The organism is Sphingobacterium humi (genome assembly GCF_009768885.1).
Classification (GTDB): domain Bacteria; phylum Bacteroidota; class Bacteroidia; order Sphingobacteriales; family Sphingobacteriaceae; genus Sphingobacterium; species Sphingobacterium humi.
Genome location: NZ_WSQA01000009.1, coordinates 1 through 16,013 on the forward strand (window position 1 = coordinate 1; position 16,013 = coordinate 16,013).

Annotated in this window: 13 protein-coding genes; 4 read left to right on the plus strand and 9 right to left on the minus strand. The window is 44.3% G+C overall.

The genetic code is table 11. The features are described 5' to 3' along the window. Window positions 1-335: 335 nt before the first annotated feature. The 4 genes from GQF63_RS12355 (at window position 336) to rimK (ending at window position 3,600) form a co-directional block, all read left to right on the plus strand. A complete protein-coding gene (locus GQF63_RS12355) occupies window positions 336-920 on the plus strand; it encodes a hypothetical protein (RefSeq protein WP_160369546.1) in 585 nt (194 codons plus the stop codon). Between the two features lie 87 nt (window positions 921-1,007). Continuing rightward, the gene (locus GQF63_RS12360; RefSeq protein ID WP_160369547.1) at window positions 1,008-2,186 is read left to right on the plus strand and encodes an AIR synthase related protein; all 1,179 of its coding nucleotides are present in this window, start codon (window positions 1,008-1,010) and stop codon (window positions 2,184-2,186) included. A 7-nt stretch (window positions 2,187-2,193) separates the two neighbouring features. Next, on the plus strand, window positions 2,194-2,625 hold the full coding sequence (locus tag GQF63_RS12365) for a putative ATP-dependent zinc protease (protein ID WP_160369548.1): 432 nt from the start codon (window positions 2,194-2,196) through the stop codon (window positions 2,623-2,625). A gap of 39 nt (window positions 2,626-2,664) precedes the next feature. Further along, the gene (gene rimK, locus GQF63_RS12370; RefSeq protein WP_160369549.1) at window positions 2,665-3,600 is read left to right on the plus strand and encodes a 30S ribosomal protein S6--L-glutamate ligase; all 936 of its coding nucleotides are present in this window, start codon (window positions 2,665-2,667) and stop codon (window positions 3,598-3,600) included. A 486-nt stretch (window positions 3,601-4,086) separates the two neighbouring features. On the opposite strand, the gene GQF63_RS12375 is transcribed toward rimK, so the two are convergent. From GQF63_RS12375 to GQF63_RS12415, 9 genes are all read right to left on the minus strand, one after another. Continuing rightward, window positions 4,087-6,681, minus strand: coding sequence for a DUF3857 domain-containing protein (locus GQF63_RS12375; RefSeq protein ID WP_160369550.1), 2,595 nt, complete (start codon window positions 6,679-6,681; stop codon window positions 4,087-4,089). Between the two features lie 114 nt (window positions 6,682-6,795). Further along, a complete protein-coding gene (locus GQF63_RS12380) occupies window positions 6,796-7,662 on the minus strand; it encodes a glycerophosphodiester phosphodiesterase family protein (protein WP_160369551.1) in 867 nt (288 codons plus the stop codon). Between the two features lie 21 nt (window positions 7,663-7,683). Then, window positions 7,684-8,280, minus strand: coding sequence for a histidine phosphatase family protein (locus GQF63_RS12385; RefSeq protein WP_160369552.1), 597 nt, complete (start codon window positions 8,278-8,280; stop codon window positions 7,684-7,686). Next, window positions 8,281-9,714 (minus strand): FGGY-family carbohydrate kinase, encoded by a 1,434-nt coding sequence (locus GQF63_RS12390; RefSeq protein WP_160369553.1) that lies wholly within the window; start codon window positions 9,712-9,714, stop codon window positions 8,281-8,283. Then, window positions 9,715-11,163 (minus strand): FGGY-family carbohydrate kinase, encoded by a 1,449-nt coding sequence (locus GQF63_RS12395; protein WP_160369554.1) that lies wholly within the window; start codon window positions 11,161-11,163, stop codon window positions 9,715-9,717. It abuts the gene before it with no gap. Window positions 11,164-11,165: 2 nt separating this feature from the next. Continuing rightward, entirely contained in the window at window positions 11,166-12,176 is a 1,011-nt protein-coding gene (locus GQF63_RS12400; RefSeq protein ID WP_160369555.1) for an NAD(P)-dependent oxidoreductase, read from the minus strand. Window positions 12,177-12,212: 36 nt separating this feature from the next. Continuing rightward, a complete protein-coding gene (locus tag GQF63_RS12405) occupies window positions 12,213-13,445 on the minus strand; it encodes an MFS transporter (protein ID WP_212592565.1) in 1,233 nt (410 codons plus the stop codon). 219 nt (window positions 13,446-13,664) lie between these two features. After that, entirely contained in the window at window positions 13,665-14,594 is a 930-nt protein-coding gene (locus GQF63_RS12410) for an endonuclease/exonuclease/phosphatase family protein (protein ID WP_160369556.1), read from the minus strand. A gap of 11 nt (window positions 14,595-14,605) precedes the next feature. After that, a complete protein-coding gene (locus GQF63_RS12415; RefSeq protein WP_160369557.1) occupies window positions 14,606-16,000 on the minus strand; it encodes an FAD-dependent oxidoreductase in 1,395 nt (464 codons plus the stop codon). Between the last annotated feature and the right edge of the window lie 13 nt (window positions 16,001-16,013).

Consider the following 16,013-nt stretch of genomic DNA (forward strand, 5'->3'; position numbering starts at 1 on the left):
CCATCAGAAAAAAACAATGAAATCCAAAAACAAAAACAAAGACAACCCTATTTAGTATAAAAAATAAGGCGTAAACCTAATTTAGTAATCAGTTCGCTTTTTGTAAACCTATTTCAGTATAAGACACTCATATCTCCTGTCTAACACACACCCCTTCCTCTCCCCTTTCTCACCCCTTTCTCACCCGTATCAATCCCCTTTGCAAAGGGCTAGGATACGCTTGAGCAAAAGGCTAAAACCAACTCACCTAAGCTCTTCTCCACTGCCATTTCTTCAGCAAACATTTTCCGGCTCGGCCTGTTGTTTCTATATTGATTTAAAATAAAAACAGCAGTATGAAGTATATATTCTCCCTTCTTATGGGGATTTTACTATTGGCAGGATGTCAAAACAATCAGCAGCAACAGCAGGATAACAGCGCAGATAGCAGTACTGATACCCTTTCGGCAGATTCCGTCGTTCTCAATCCAGCGCCGCTGGATACCATGCAATCTATCCGCGATAATTACAACCGCATTCAGGCGATTCCAAGCTGGGGGAAAGTAGACTCGGTGGATTTCCCGGGGGAATCTACCGAAGGTGGCATTGTCTATTTTTACTTTATGAATAATATCCTGGAGAAAATGGATATTAACTACTATGGCGAGGGTGGCTATACCAAGGTTCATTATTTCTTTAAAGATCAGCAGGTATCTTTTGTTCATGAAGAACTATACCATTACAATGCACATATGTATATGCCGGAATTTGATTATTCAAAAACGAAAAAGGGGGAAGACTTCCGATTTTATTATGTTGATGGAAAATTTATCAAAGGGCTGCCTGAGCAGGCCGATCCCGACTGGCAGAAAGAAATGGCCGACCGCGCGCAGGTTATGCTAACGCAAAAAGATAAAGCCTTAAAATTAAAAGGATTATAAGATGAAACCCTCAATTTAGACAGCTGTTGATTTGGAGGTGAAAAACTTTCGCTATAATCGAGCGGTTTGCTTATTTTTGCAAGCAAGATGTCAGATTTAAAATACAACCAACGAGGTGTATCCGCTGGAAAAGAGGATGTACACAACGCCATTAAAAACATTGATAAAGGCTTATTCCCGAAAGCTTTCTGTAAAATCATCCCGGATATTTTAGGCGCGGATGAAAACTGGTGCAACATTATGCATGCCGATGGGGCCGGAACGAAATCCTCCCTAGCATATGTTTACTGGAAAGAAACCGGCGATGCTTCGGTATGGCGCGGTATTGCGCAGGATGCCATTATCATGAATTTAGATGATTTACTTTGCGTTGGTGCAATCGACAACATCTTATTATCGTCCACCATTGGACGTAATAAAAACGTAATCCCGGGCGAAGTTATCGCTGAAATTATCAACGGAACAGAAGACATCCTGAAGGAATTACGCGAATTAGGCATCGGCATCTATTCCACAGGTGGAGAAACCGCAGATGTGGGCGACTTAGTGCGCACCATCATTGTAGACAGTACGGTAACCTGTCGGATGAAACGCGAGGATGTGATTTCAAACCACCGTATTCAAGCTGGAAACGTGATTGTAGGCCTTGCCTCAAACGGCCAAGCAAGCTATGAAAAAGAATACAACGGTGGTATGGGTTCCAATGGCTTAACATCGGCGCGCCATGATGTGTTCAGCAAATATATCGCGGAGAAATACCCGGAAAGCTTTGACCCTGCAGTTCCTTACGACTTGGTATTCGCTGGTGGAAAAGCCCTAACCGATAAAATTAAAGTAGAAACAGGTGAAGAAGTAACGGCAGGTAAATTGGTATTATCGGCAACACGCACTTATGCGCCTGTTATTAAACAAATATTAGACAAATACCGCAAGCAGATTGACGGTATGGTACATTGTTCAGGTGGGGCACAAACGAAAGTATTGCACTTCGTAGATGATGTGCATGTGATTAAGGATAACTTATTCCCTGTTCCGCCGCTTTTTGAGTTGATTCAAAAAGAATCGAATACCGATTGGCAGGAAATGTACAAGGTGTTCAACATGGGCCATCGCATGGAATTATACGTTCCTGAAGCCATTGCTGCCGACATCATCCAGATTTCGGAATCCTTCGGTATTCCAGCGCAAATCATCGGACGCGTGGAAGCTGCAGATCGTAAGAAAGTGACCATTCGCTCTCCTTTCGGAGAATTTATTTACGAATAAATTTGAGGTGGACGGCAAAAGAATTATAGGCAGAACAGAAGTCGTAGACCTTCCGGAGCTGGGACTATACGATATCGAAGCAAAAATTGATACCGGCGCAGAAACTTCTGTTTTGCACTGCGAACAGATGGAGGTGGTAAATAAAAAAGGACACCTCTATGTTATAGGTCACATCCGTCCGAATATGGACAGTGATAAAGTATTAAAATTAACCTTTCCCGTACATCGGGAAAGGACCATTAAAAGCTCCTTCGGACAGTCTGAAATTCGGTATATCTTCCTTACCAAGGTACGCATGTACAACGAGCTGTTCGATATTAAGCTTTCCTTCCGCGACCGTACGGCCATGTCCTACCCAATGTTATTAGGGCGCAACTTTATTACCAGGAAGTTTTTAGTGGATGTTTCCAAGAAAAATTTAGCATCCAACATCATATAAAACATAATTGCCCGTTTATCTGTTAAACAAGAAAACAACGTGAAAATAGCCGTATTATCGACGAATAGATCGATTTATTCTACAAAAAGATTGGTGGAGGCCGCCATTGCTCGTGGACATGAATGTTCCGTGATGGACCATAGCAAATGCTATGTAGGCATTCAACAAGGGAAACCTTCCATACATTATAAGGGTCAGGATATAGGTGAAATTGATGCCGTTATTCCGCGCATCGGCTCTTCAGTGACGTTCTATGGCTCGGCCATCGTACGCCAATTTGAAGTGATGGGCGTTATCTCGGCCAACCCGAGTCAGGCCATCACCCGTTCGCGCGACAAACTGCGTTGCATGCAAATCCTGTCAGGTGCAGGCTTAGGCCTCCCTATTACCGGTTTTGCACGGACAACATCCGACGTAGACGACTTGATAAACATGGTGGGTGGTGCCCCGCTCGTGATTAAATTGCTGGAAGGAACACAAGGGATCGGTGTGGTATTGGCAGAAACCAAAAAAGCAGCCTCCTCGGTAATCGAAGCGTTCTATGGCCTCGGCAATAACATCTTGATTCAAGAGTATATTAAAGAAGCCAAAGGAACTGATATTCGTGCTTTTGTAGTAGATGGCAAAGTTGTTGGCGCCATGAAAAGAACCGCCAAAGAGGGCGAATTCCGCTCGAACCTTCACCGTGGCGGAACCGCCGAAGTTATTAAGCTTACCCGTAAAGAAAAAGAAACCGCTATTGCTGCTGCCCGCGCCATGGGACTAACCGTAGCCGGCGTAGATATGCTCCCTTCATCCAGAGGACCATTGATCCTGGAAGTAAACTCTTCTCCTGGACTAGAAGGCATCGAGCAAGCAACCGGAAAAGATATCGCCGCAGAAATTATTAAGTATCTGGAACGCCAGTATGAAGCAAAACAGCTGGCAAAACCTGCAACGACAAGAACGAAAATCAAGAAGCAGAGTAATTTGTAGGTCAAATAGCGTGGGACTTTGTTTTACGCTTTGGCGCGTGCTGTCGTCGTTTTGTTATCGTGCTGTCATCGTTTTGTTATCGTGCTGTCATCGTTTTGTTATCGTGCTGTCATCGTGAGGGAGTAAAATGTTTGCAAAATTTATAGGAAGGTGATGACATGAAGTGGCATGACTTGTTAAACTTTGCTAGCAAACTACGGCACGCTTTGTTTATCGTTGCGGCACGCTTTGTTTATCGTTGCGGCAAGTATTGTCATCGTGAGCGGAGTCGAACGACTGGTACGTCAGTACAAACCACTTGTAACTAACTCTCCAATAGCATCTTATAACATCAATGACATGCTTTCACAAAACGTTATTAATTAGTGCGTTAGATATTATTGATTGCACTGACGTACCAATCGTTCGACTCCGCTCACGATGACAGCGCGGGCCAAAACGATGACAGAAAGATGTCAGCACGAACTTGAAAGTTAATCTCCCCCCCTACTGTCCTTCCTCCTCCACAATTTCCTCCATTACTTCCGCTTGATACCTATACCGAAAAGGAACAACAAAAGTGCCCTTCACGCGTTTCGAAGTATACAAGTAATAACATATTCCGCCATAAACAACCAATAGCACAATCATACGTTGCACAAAAAAGCGTTGGAGATCACTGCCTTCCTGCACATAAAGTGTTAATATATAATCAATTACCACAAAGACAAAAGCGAATACAATAACAGTTAACAACGTTTGCGGGAAGAGGTCTCTTTTCTGTAATAACAACACAAAGGAGTATATCAGGCCAGCCCATATCAGGGTAGAGCATAGCAGCTCGAAACCAAGCAACAAATAATAGGTATTTCTGGTGCTTCCTTGTAGATAAGATATTGCATGCCAAGTATCTGCTAATAAATAGGAGGAAAAGCTTACAAAATTGGCGCCGAAGGCAACGATGAGCCATATAAGGACAACAGGCAGTACAAATAAAAGACCACCTAAATCCTTATGAACAGGCTCTTCGCCGGGGGTAATAATAGCGGAAGGACTGCGCCAATGATAGAACTTTTTAAGGACAAAGAATGCCAAGGCAAGGGTCATCAATACAGCGATAACCGCTATCCATTGCAGTTGAAAAGGATTTTTTCCCATCGCCAAGTTGCCATCTTTGTCTACAAAAATGGCCATACTAAGGAAATCATCGCGCTTTGCAAAATCATCCCGAAACTGTGGGATGTTTTCTGAAGGGATGAAACTATTGTGGGTTCCAAATTTATAGGTGATTCTCAAGGAATCCTTACTATTGCGCATCACCCATCCAAATCGATAATCCGGACGATCAACAAACATCGTTTCATAGATATTTTTCGCGTTTTTCTTGTTCGGGTTAATCAGTACTAGCTCATAAGTTAGATCAATGGGATACCTCAAATAAACGGGTGAAACCTGCGTTGCGGATACGTTGGGCAAGTACTCGGAAATACCGTTAGCTACGAAAGGAATGAAGCGCTTGCCGGTATTTTCATCCAACTGGCTTAATTTTCTGATTTTATAGCTTTCATAGACCACAAACTTGTTGTTCTTGAGGTCATCTTCATAGCGTAAATTGCCATTGGAGGTTACTTCCCCATAAACTCGTTTATAATAATCGAAATAGTTTTTTTTAATTTGGTTCTTCGCTGTTTGTTTAATGGAATTCCGAATCACATCTGCATCACCACCCCAATAGCTGGTCTTTACGGTTAAGGTAGCTTCATCATTCGCTTCTAACTGCAAGGTTTCTAAGATCTCGGTGCGGCAGTTTTGCGGACGTTCTGAACGGGTTAAGTAGGCATTCGGCTTAATACGCAGGATATCGCCGTAATAGGGCGTGTACCGTGCCATCCCCTGCCCCCCTTGATTACTGAGGGTGGGGTCAATATCCATAGTGCCATCCGGTGTTTCTACAGAAACAATCATATGGTTAAAGGTAAAAGGACTGGCTAAGCGCTGTTCATTGATGATACTGCCATTGCTATTGACCAAGACTAAACACACTGGAATACCTTTGTTAGCCAACATAGTTGCCAGTAATACCGATTTATCTTTACAATCGCCATACCGTTGCGCCAGTACTTTCTCGGGCTTATTGGCCCGATGGGAATACTCGCCGGTTTCTATTCCCATATAGCGGATATCATTCTGCACAAAATTAGTCGCCAGATCAAGGTAGCGCGTCGGCACGTGTTCGGCTTGCTCCCATAGCTTTTCAACCAGCGCGGCTAAGGGGGATCCGGGGGCAATATCATCGATCGGGTTGACCGCATGCGCCCAATGAGCAACCATGGTCCAATTTTTAAATTCAGAACATTCCACCCATTGTGCAGCGATGTACCAAGCAGGTTCCGACATTTCATAGTCGACCGTTGTGGTACTTGCCATTTCCCAATAATAATTCTTATAATTATCTATCTTCTCGGCCTTGACCAGAGGAGCATGGTTATGCGACATAAACTTCAGCTTCCGATTGGAAGGCACCTGGTAGTTCACATGGATTAACCCAATCGGTTCCGAGCCTTGCAAGGAAAAGGAATCGGCAAATCCACCGCCGAAGACGGGATTAAAGCCTTGCAGGGAGTAAGAGACTTCCAGCTTATCGCCATTCCTAAGGTCGTCGATAACCAAATATGCTGATTTTGAACCATTGTAGATATAGCGGGAAAGTTCTGTTTCAACGGCCAGAACTTTCAGATTCGACATCTTTAATTTATCGATCACCTTACCATCGCGAAGGATATTAACCTGGTGAAAAACCAACTGCTGATAGGAAGGGTCGAAAAGAACCGATACCTGCCCGGCGCCTTCAACTCCGGCTTGATCAAAAATATGTTTAATGGTTTTATTGTATTCGGTTTGTGTGCCTAAGTTCACTTGATACTCGATGAGCTCAAAATAATAACCATCGGATATATCATCCAGATTTGGCGTTACAGGTTTTCCGGTTAAGGGACGGAGCCAGTTGGGTGTAGGGCCTTTACTTATTTTTTCTTGCGCAGAAACAGGAAGAAGGAGGAGTAGGCAGAGCATACCCCAGAGCATGGAAGCGATTAATTTCATTGGTTAAAAATTTCACACGAATATAACCATTATTGCTGCAATTAAACGATACCGCTTACAAATAAAAAATGCCGTATTATACGGCATTTTTAATCTAAACATTCATTTTATTTCTTATTGAATCGCTTGACTCACTTCAATAGGCAAGTCGGATTCTAATATGGAAGCACCATCTGCAAAAACTGCCCTAAACTTTTCTGCCCGTGCTTCTTTTGTAAGAAGTTTATCGTAGGTAGGCGCGCTGGAAATCATACACATCACCCCCTTTTCATGGAAGAATTTGTACATGGCTTGGTTAGCCGCTTTGATCTCCGGGCCGATATACACAATCATGCGGTTATAAGGCAAGCCAGACTCCATAAACTTGGTTAAATCTTCTTGCGTTTTAATATGCATAGAGAGGTATTGCTGCGGATTTTGCGCGAGGTAAAAACGGGCTTGTTCCACGTTATGCACCGTCACCCATACCCAAGCATAGGCATTATGCTTACGGATAATGGCCGCCGTCATCTCCATCGGTAAATCCTTTTTATCTAGGTTAAGAATGGTTTTGCCTTTCGCCCATTTAATCATCTCGTCCAGGGTATTGATGCGATAGTTGGTCTCCTGCCCTTGCTTATCCTTTAAGCGTAATTTTTTCAATTCCTTCCAGGTATAGTCAATCACTTTCCCTTTTCCCGTGGTTGTTCTTTCCAAGGTCGCGTCATGCACCATCACCGGGATGCTGTCTTTGCTTAAACGGGGGTCGATTTCAAAAATAGCCGGACTATGTTTTAAGACTTCCTTCATCGCCGGGATGGAATTTTCAGGCAAATGCTGCTCGATGGTTCCGCGGTGTCCGCTGATAATTTTCTTTTCCGGTGCATACTGAAAATAAGCATACATCTCCTCCACGGTTTTAAAGTTGAGGCTATGCAGTTTTTGAGCAGCAAGTGGATAAGTTAAGAAGAGCATCGCTCCGACAAATAAGATCTTTTTCATAGGATAATTTGAATGGTAAAATTAGGCATTTAGCTTTAACAAATTAAAACCTTTATGTTTATCTAATGTAATCAAGGTGAGGGCGGAATTCTCTTGCACCAACTTACGGTAATTTTTCAACGGCATGCCCAATTGCTGCGACATAAATAATCGGTTGACACCATTATGGCCAACCACTAAAATGGTCTGTCCATCGTATCGATCCAATAATTCCTGGTAAAAGCTATTCAGGCGCTCGGTCACTTGCTTAGCAGTTTCGCCCGTGCGACCGGCAGCATGGCTTTCCGGATCGGATAGCCAATTGTCCCACGATTCAGGATCGGCAGCAATAAAGTCTTCCGAACGCTGTCCTTCCCAGTTTCCAAAATCAACTTCAATTAAGCGCTCGTCGGTTTGTACGCGTGCAGCATCACCAGAGGCGATAGCTGCTGTATTTTTCGCGCGTTGCAGCGGGGAAGAAAATACCTGATCGAATTGGAAGTCCTGTAGCAATGTGTTCATGCGGTTTGCCTGTTGGATTCCTTTTTCAGTTAGGGGAATATCAGTACGACCACAGTAACGGTTTCCATCGGCATTAAATGCCGTTTCACCATGGCGTAATAAACAGATCGTAATCATTTAAATATAGTTTAAGTCGCTCAATTTTTGTTTAAATGCTTGGTATTGTACTTCGTAAGCTTCCACCAAACTATTGTCTGGAAGCACTTCCTTTTCGATTTGTGTCATGGCCGAGGCCGCCTCAATCAGCGAGCCATAATAAGTATTGGAGGCTGCCATAATCGCTGCGCCAAAGGCGCCGGATGCTTCCTTACATTTGTACATCGGCACATTCAATACCGAAGCGCGGATTTGCAACCAGACATCGGAATTACTTCCGCCACCAGCAGCATATACCGCCTCTACCTTTTCGCCGGAAAGCTCTTCTATGATTTCATAGGCCAAGCGTTCGATAAAGGCTACCCCTTCTAATCCTGCTGTAAAGAGCTCTTCCCGACTGGCATCCTCCGGGTAGAACCCTTTGGCTTGTGCTGCCATAATCGGATAGCGCTCGCCTTCTTGCTTTAAAGGCCAAGCTAGTTTTCCCGTGGGAATTAATTGCGCTGCCGCCTCATTGAGGGCTTGCAGATTCTCCGCAAAGTCTAAGGAAATCCAATCGGCACCTGTATTCGAGGCGCCGCCCGGCATCCAATAACCTTCCGGATGGCGATGGCTATATAAGCGGCCTAAGGGATCGACTACATTGGATTTGGTGACTCCCTTAATCACTAAGGTGGTGCCAATGGTGGTGTTCCAGGTTCCGGGTTTTACAGCGCCGGAAGCCATTTGGGTAGCACAACCATCGGTCATACCTACCACCACGGCAATGCGCGGGATGCCCCAGGCAGTAGCCAGCTCTTGGTTTAATGCACCAACAACGGTACCCGAGGGTACTACTTGCTGCAACCAGGATGCCTGCATGCCCAGTTCGTTGGTCACGAAGGCTGGCCAGGTTAGTTTTTCTAAATCATAAGCTGACTTCAGCACATTGGTATAATCCGTAACGCCATAGTTGCCAGAAAACTTACCTACGATGAAATCAGATGCATGCACCCACAGGTGCAAATCTGCAACTTTCTCCGGATAGGTTTCAACGAACCACAGCATCTTAGAGATGCCCGAAGAAGCATTGAAACCGGTATAACCATGTTGCACATAGGTACTGGCTACGGTTTTACAACGCTTGCCCTGCTCTGCAGATCGCGGATCGCTATACATAATTGCATCATGAATAGGCTGCATGTCTGCATTGAGAGGGATTACCGTTCCGGACGTGGAGGTCACGGATAAGGCTTGAATTGCTTGTTTATCGATATAGGATGGCAGGTTTTGAATGAGATTACCCATCATTTCCTGGCAATCTTTCCACCATAGTTCTGGAGATTGTTCCTCCCGAAAGCGGTCGTCAAGATCAAATTTACGGGCATCTGAGGCAATCAGCTCCCCACGTTGGTTGACCAATACAATACGTGCTCCCTGCGTCCCTACATCAACTCCAAAAAAATATGTATCCATTTATGCTTCGACTTGTTTAAAGGTTCTACGTGCGTTTTTCCACTCTTGATAGAGTTTTTCAAACTCTTCATGATCCTGTGGGTGAACTTCTTCCAATAACTCCGGGCTCACGTTAGGAACCTGTAAGGCATCGTTGCAGACAAATACCCCACCCAGCACGGAGGCTTGGCGGAAGGTGTCGCGAATTTTGATGCTCTTGCCGAAGAGATTGGCGATAAACTGACGTAATTTACGGCTCTCCACACCTCCCCCACAAGCCCAGATATAGGACTCCTGGTGCGGCGAAACAGCACATAAGAATTTATAATTTTCATAGATACTGCATGCAATATCCCAGAGAATGGCAAATACAAAACTACCTCGCGTAAGCTGATGAGATACCGGCGCATTGAAGATGAAACCACCTTTGGTTAAAGGCTCTTCTTCATCGGCAATCAAAGATCCTAAAGAGGCGACACATTGCGAATAGCTAGCATCTTCCAGTTCTTTTTCAATAACATCATAACCTTCGTTCGGATAGAAGATTTCCTTCAAACGTTGGTAATTTAAGCCAGTAACCCCTGCATTGGCTTCCAGAATAAAATTAGAAGCATCGATATGCCGGCTGGTCCAGGTGCGTTGATCCTCGTCCTTTTCATAGCTATCGACGATCTTAATGATAGGTGTGGTGGTACCCGAAACGATAACAACGTCATTCGCCGATGGTTCCATACTGCGAATAGCCAATTGGGTATCTCCGCCTCCCACCACAACAGCAGCCGCTGGATTAATGCCTAATTGCGCAGCAAGCGCTGGTAAGATGTTCCCTAATATGCTGGTTGCATCCTTTAATTCCGGAAGAATAGCCGCCGGCAGTTGGAAAAGATCCAATAGGGTTTGGCTCCATTGCTTATTCGCGACATCGTATAACAAGGTTTCAGAGGCCTGCGAATGCTCGTAACAGGTTACTCCGGAGAATTTATATTGAATCCAATCCGAGATACTCATCACACAGGCAATCTGTGCATACAGTTCAGGATAAACCTCACGTACACCTACTAATTTAAACGCAGAGAATAAGGAAGTGGGATAGCGTCCCGAAAGCTCGTAAACTGTATCCTTATCCAAGAGATCCTTTTCCCATTTACGTCCGCGGTGGTCGATATTTGGCATCCCTAATAAGGAATTACCTGCCGCATCAATCACGACAATACCTTCCCGTTGACTGGTCGCTGTAATGGCATTGATCTGCACATCACCGGCTTCCTTTAAGGCCGCCGTCGCCAGGCGCAATATCTGATCCCAAAGTTCATTGGGATTGAAGAAAATAGACTCTTCGTAGTTTGTATCCGTCTCGTAATGTACATTCTCCCGTTTAATGCTTAGGATTTCTCCGGAAGTGGTCGCTACGCCAACACGGGCGTTGCCTGTACCGATATCGACGATGAGGTAGGCTGCTTTTTGTGCCATAATTATCCGATAGTTGTCTTATCTAAAACTGCTTTGTTCACCAATTGTTTAATGGATTTATTTCCATTATGGAAAAACTCACGCAGGTTATTATTCATAATGAAAGCGTGGTGATCTTCTACCTCATGTGTAGCACCTGCGATATGTGGCGTGGCAACAACATTCTTGTTCAAGATCATTTTATAATCGATTTCATCAGGTGGTTCATTGTAGAATACATCCAGTACAGCACCTCTGATCTTACCGTTCTCAATGATATCCAATAGATCTTCACGATTTACTACCGTTGCTCTGGCTGTATTCACGAAAATCGCATCTTGCTTCATTAAGGATAAATAGCGCATATCGATCATGCCTTTGGTTTCATTGGTCACCGGAAGGTGAATTCCAACAACATCACAAACGGAGAATAACTCGTCTAATTCTACCTTTTTAAAATCGCTGTTTTCATCGGTATAGTAAGGATCGAAGTAATAAATCTCGCAAGGGAAGTTGACCAACATGCGGGCAATATGCTGCCCAACAGCGCCAAAACCAACCATCCCTACTTTCTTACCTGCCAATTCATTTCCTTTGAATTCTAAGTAAGAGGTATGTGCTCCTTCGCCCCAGTTTTTACCTTCCAACCAATTGATGGCAGGTACAGTGTTGCGCATTAAGGTGATCACATTAGCAATAAACATTTCTGCTACCGCCTGTGCATTTCTGGCCGGGGTATTGAATACCGGAATGCCTAATTCCGTAGCCACTGCTAAATCAATATTTGATGGGGTACCGCGGCAAATGCCTACAAACTGTAAGTCTGGATTGGCGCGCAATACCTCGCCTGTAATTTCATCATGCTCGGAAATTAAGGCCTCCGCCCCGGTCTCCTTGATCAAAGCATCTAACTCCGATGGATTATATGCACGCCCATGGGGTTTCCACGAACGGTAAACAATTTCATCAAAAAGGCCTTCCAACTCTTTCAAAGCTTTATCGTTCTCGTAAGGCGCTGTAAGTAATACTTTCATAAATTTTAAACTAATTTTTATGCTAATTATATCTTGTTAATTGTGTGATTTCGCTGTTGCAGGAATCGTAATAAATTTGGTTAATACCGCACTGATCAGATACAGTCCGGCCAGCACCCAGATTACCCCGGCACTGCCAATGGTACTGATTAATAAACCCACCAATGCCGGGCCTACAAATACCGGCAAACCAGCACCCAGGTTTAAGATGGCCATAGCCGCGCCCTTATCCTCTTTTACCAAAGATGGAACCAAGGCCGACAACGGTACATAACCGGCTAATAAGGCGCCCCAGGCAATACCTGCCGCCATAACTGCCCAATAACTACCGCCAAACCAAATAGGCGAATAGTAGAATAATACGGTGGTAATGGCACAGCCTACGCCGCCAAACCACATGATGGTATTTTGCCAACCCAAGCGGTCGCCAACAAAGCCGAAGATCAGGTTGAAGATGATATTACTGGTGAAAATAGTCCCCCAGATCTGTAACCAGGCTTTGGTATCGAAGCCATGCTCGGCCATATAAAGCGGTAGAAATACCGGAAATGCAAACTGTGCCGTCGTATTGATAACGCGGACAATACCGCCCATTAATACTTTCGGTTCTTTTTTAACAATGGTTAATCCATTCAGCAATTCTTGCTTCTTGGAACCATGAGAGGCCTTGGTTTCAAACTTATCGCGATTGAGTAGCAGCGCAAAGAAAGCTCCCACCAATACCCATAGAATGGAACTCCATAAGGTGTTTTCATACCCAATTTTATCCAATGCCCAGCTGGAGTAATAAGCGCCCAGCACGTTCAATCCGCCCGTAAAGACAAACCAAAACCAGCCTACTGCCCGTCCTAATATATGTTGCGGAGCACGGTAGGTAATCCAAACCATAAACGAATAGGCAAATAAGGGATAGCCAAATCCGCGGATGGCATAGAAAAACAACATAGACGTATAGTCTAGTTTGGCCATACCCATCCCCACAAAGCCTATGGTGCCAATAATATACAGCAGTAAGCCCATGGCCATCGCTTTTCGCGGACCATAGCTTTCCGCTAGGACACCGGAAAACCAGGAAGAAATAGCAATGGTAATCCCATATACAGTAAATAGGGTAGCCGATTGTTGAATACTCATGCCATGCTCAATGAGGTATGGACTTAACCAGCCCTGCTCTACCCCATCCCCCATCATAAAAATGAGTATACCCAGGTATCCCCATTTCAAATTGCTAGGAATCCCTAGCCTGTTCATTAAATTGTCTTGGCTCATTCGGTTTATAAGTTATTTGGTTATTTGTTGATGAATCTAAAGTAAATAAAAATTAACAAAAAATAATATTATAAAAGCAAAACAACCCTAAAAAAGGAAAAGTGACTTCCTATTCGCTTTTCCTGCGGTACTCTTGCTAATTTTTAAACTAAATTAAACAACCTAAATTGTTTGATTGTAATACCGACTCATCGCAAATTGACCATTATTAGGATGAACCTAGGTATAGGATATATCTGCCGATAAGAAATAATGATCACTCGGCAATACTCCCTTATATGTGTCCTTGATAATGTGGGAAGCAGATGCTGTCATCGGCCCTTTCACAAAAATAAAGTCAATCTTTTTCGCTCCTGCATTGCGCTCGGCATTATCCGGCTGAAAGGCATTCGTGGTACCTTCCGGCTTGGCATCGCCATGGCTTAGGACGTAGGTATCTTTCCAACCCGCTTTAATAATTTCCGGATACAAGCCTAAGCCATAGCCTGTATTGAAATCGCCCGTTAGGATCTGCGGGAAATCTTCCTGATATTGCGCTGCCTCTTCCAGAACCAACTTAATTTGACCGAGCTTCGCTTCATTGCTCACATGATCCAGGTGCAGATTAACCAATCGGATCTCCTTATTGGTCTTTTTATCCAATAAACGAACCCAGCTGCAGTTCCGCGCTCTGGCCGAACCCCAGGATAGGCTTCCTGCAATCAGTGGTGTTTCAGATAACCAATAGCCGCCTGCTGTCAACAATTCAAAGCGCTTCTTCGAGAATAGGATCGGGTTTTTCGCAATGCCATGATAGCCGGTTTTGAACTTATCCATCTCCGGTCCATCAAAACCAAAGGCATAATAATCACGTAATTCGTTTTTCAGATCCAAGAACTGTCCTTTCAAAACTTCCTGAAAACCGATAAGATCGGCTTTCTGCTTTCTGATAACTTGAATGCAAGCTTCTTTACGGTGCTTCCAGCCTAGGCCTTTCGCCTCATCTTCCGGCAAATCGACACGGATATTGCAAGTCAATACACGTAAAGATGCCGAGGTAGGCTTTTGCGCATCGGCTAACACCGCAGACCAATCAAAAAGAGGCAAGCTTGCTAACAAGCCTGCCTTTTTAATAAAATTTCTGCGTGAGGAAGGGTTTAAGTTACTCATCGAGATTTTCTTTATACGGCGCTTACGGTTTCTTCACCTAAGTAAGCTCCGGATTTAATTAATTCTGCACGTAATTCTTCTACATTTACAGCATCAGGACTAACACCATGACGAACCGCTAATTTTGCAGCACGACCTGCAGCCTCGCCCATCGCCATACATGGCGCCATCACACGGATAGCCGACATCGCCTCATGCGTCGTAGAAATCGAACGTCCGGCTACTAAAAGATTCTTCACCTTTTTAGGCACCAAAGAACGGTATGGAATATCGTAGCTATCGCCACACCAAGTCAAAGTACAGCCTCCGCCTTCCGGGTGGTGGATATCCAATGGATAGCTCGCTACCGCAACAGCGTCTTCAAAACGACGACATCCTAAGATATCATCTGCCGTCATCACGTAGTTTCCTACAATACGACGGGTTTCACGAATCCCTAAGAAAGGAGCCATTTTCGTAAAATGGGAATTCTCGAATCCAGGGACATATTCTACTAAATATCGTTGGATCTCTTCCACTTGCTTACGGCCTTCAATCTCACCATACGTTAAGCTCTCCGGATTCGTACCATCAACACCGTTGATACGTGACATATTTACCCAAACTTCGCCCTCACGTAATCCGGTAATTAGAATCGTACGCTCTACAGGTAAATGATAGCCAGCCTGACGAGCTTTTTCCATCACACTACGTAATCCAACTACGATAAACTGATGGTTCTGACCGAAATACTCAGCCGGAATAAAGTCTGTTAAATAGGTTCTAGGCTCTTCCGCAATAGACATCCGCAATTTATCGGTATCTACACCGGCCATACAGAACATCAAGGTCGGTGGTTGTGCTCCACCTACTTCATTGCCTTGTTCACATTCAACACCTGCTTTATAAGCAACGTCAGCATCTCCTGTACAGTCGATTACAGTCTTCGCAAGAATCACCTCACGCCCTGATTTACTTTCAATGATAACACCTTTCAGCTCATCACCTTCCATAACCACACCGGCAGAAAACACATACAGCAACACTTTCACGCCAGCTTCTTCCAACACCTTTAAGCCTACGTTTTTCACAGCCTCAGGCTCTACTAAGGTTAAGCTCATGTGCAAAGGACAAGGGCGGTGCTCCGACGCGGCATCCACCTCTTTCAAGCGGTCGATAAACTGCTGCGGCAAGCCTTTGATAATTTGATTACCTTTTTGCCCTAAGAACCCTAAGATAGGTAGTCCGATGGTCATGTTTCCACCCACAAAACTACGATTATCAATCAAGGCTACTTTTAAACCATCAGATGCGGCAGCTTGCGCAGCAATAATTCCCGCAGGACCAGCACCTACCACCAACACATCAACATCCATGCGTACTGGTGTCTCTCTTGCTGGTTCTAGAATTGTCTTAACTTCTCCCATTTTGTATGCTAAA

What these genes read in the sequence shown, in the direction of transcription:
- GQF63_RS12355 (WP_160369546.1), top strand. Translation starts at nt 336, where the DNA reads ATGAAGTATATATTCTCCCTTCTTATGGGGATTTTACTATTGGCAGGA.
- GQF63_RS12360 (WP_160369547.1), top strand. Translation starts at nt 1,008, where the DNA reads ATGTCAGATTTAAAATACAACCAACGAGGTGTATCCGCTGGAAAAGAG.
- GQF63_RS12375 (WP_160369550.1), bottom strand. Translation starts at nt 6,681, where the DNA reads ATGAAATTAATCGCTTCCATGCTCTGGGGTATGCTCTGCCTACTCCTC.
- GQF63_RS12380 (WP_160369551.1), bottom strand. Translation starts at nt 7,662, where the DNA reads ATGAAAAAGATCTTATTTGTCGGAGCGATGCTCTTCTTAACTTATCCA.
- GQF63_RS12385 (WP_160369552.1), bottom strand. Translation starts at nt 8,280, where the DNA reads ATGATTACGATCTGTTTATTACGCCATGGTGAAACGGCATTTAATGCC.
- GQF63_RS12390 (WP_160369553.1), bottom strand. Translation starts at nt 9,714, where the DNA reads ATGGATACATATTTTTTTGGAGTTGATGTAGGGACGCAGGGAGCACGT.
- GQF63_RS12395 (WP_160369554.1), bottom strand. Translation starts at nt 11,163, where the DNA reads ATGGCACAAAAAGCAGCCTACCTCATCGTCGATATCGGTACAGGCAAC.
- GQF63_RS12400 (WP_160369555.1), bottom strand. Translation starts at nt 12,176, where the DNA reads ATGAAAGTATTACTTACAGCGCCTTACGAGAACGATAAAGCTTTGAAA.
- GQF63_RS12405 (WP_212592565.1), bottom strand. Translation starts at nt 13,445, where the DNA reads ATGAGCCAAGACAATTTAATGAACAGGCTAGGGATTCCTAGCAATTTG.
- GQF63_RS12410 (WP_160369556.1), bottom strand. Translation starts at nt 14,594, where the DNA reads ATGAGTAACTTAAACCCTTCCTCACGCAGAAATTTTATTAAAAAGGCA.
- GQF63_RS12415 (WP_160369557.1), bottom strand. Translation starts at nt 16,000, where the DNA reads ATGGGAGAAGTTAAGACAATTCTAGAACCAGCAAGAGAGACACCAGTA.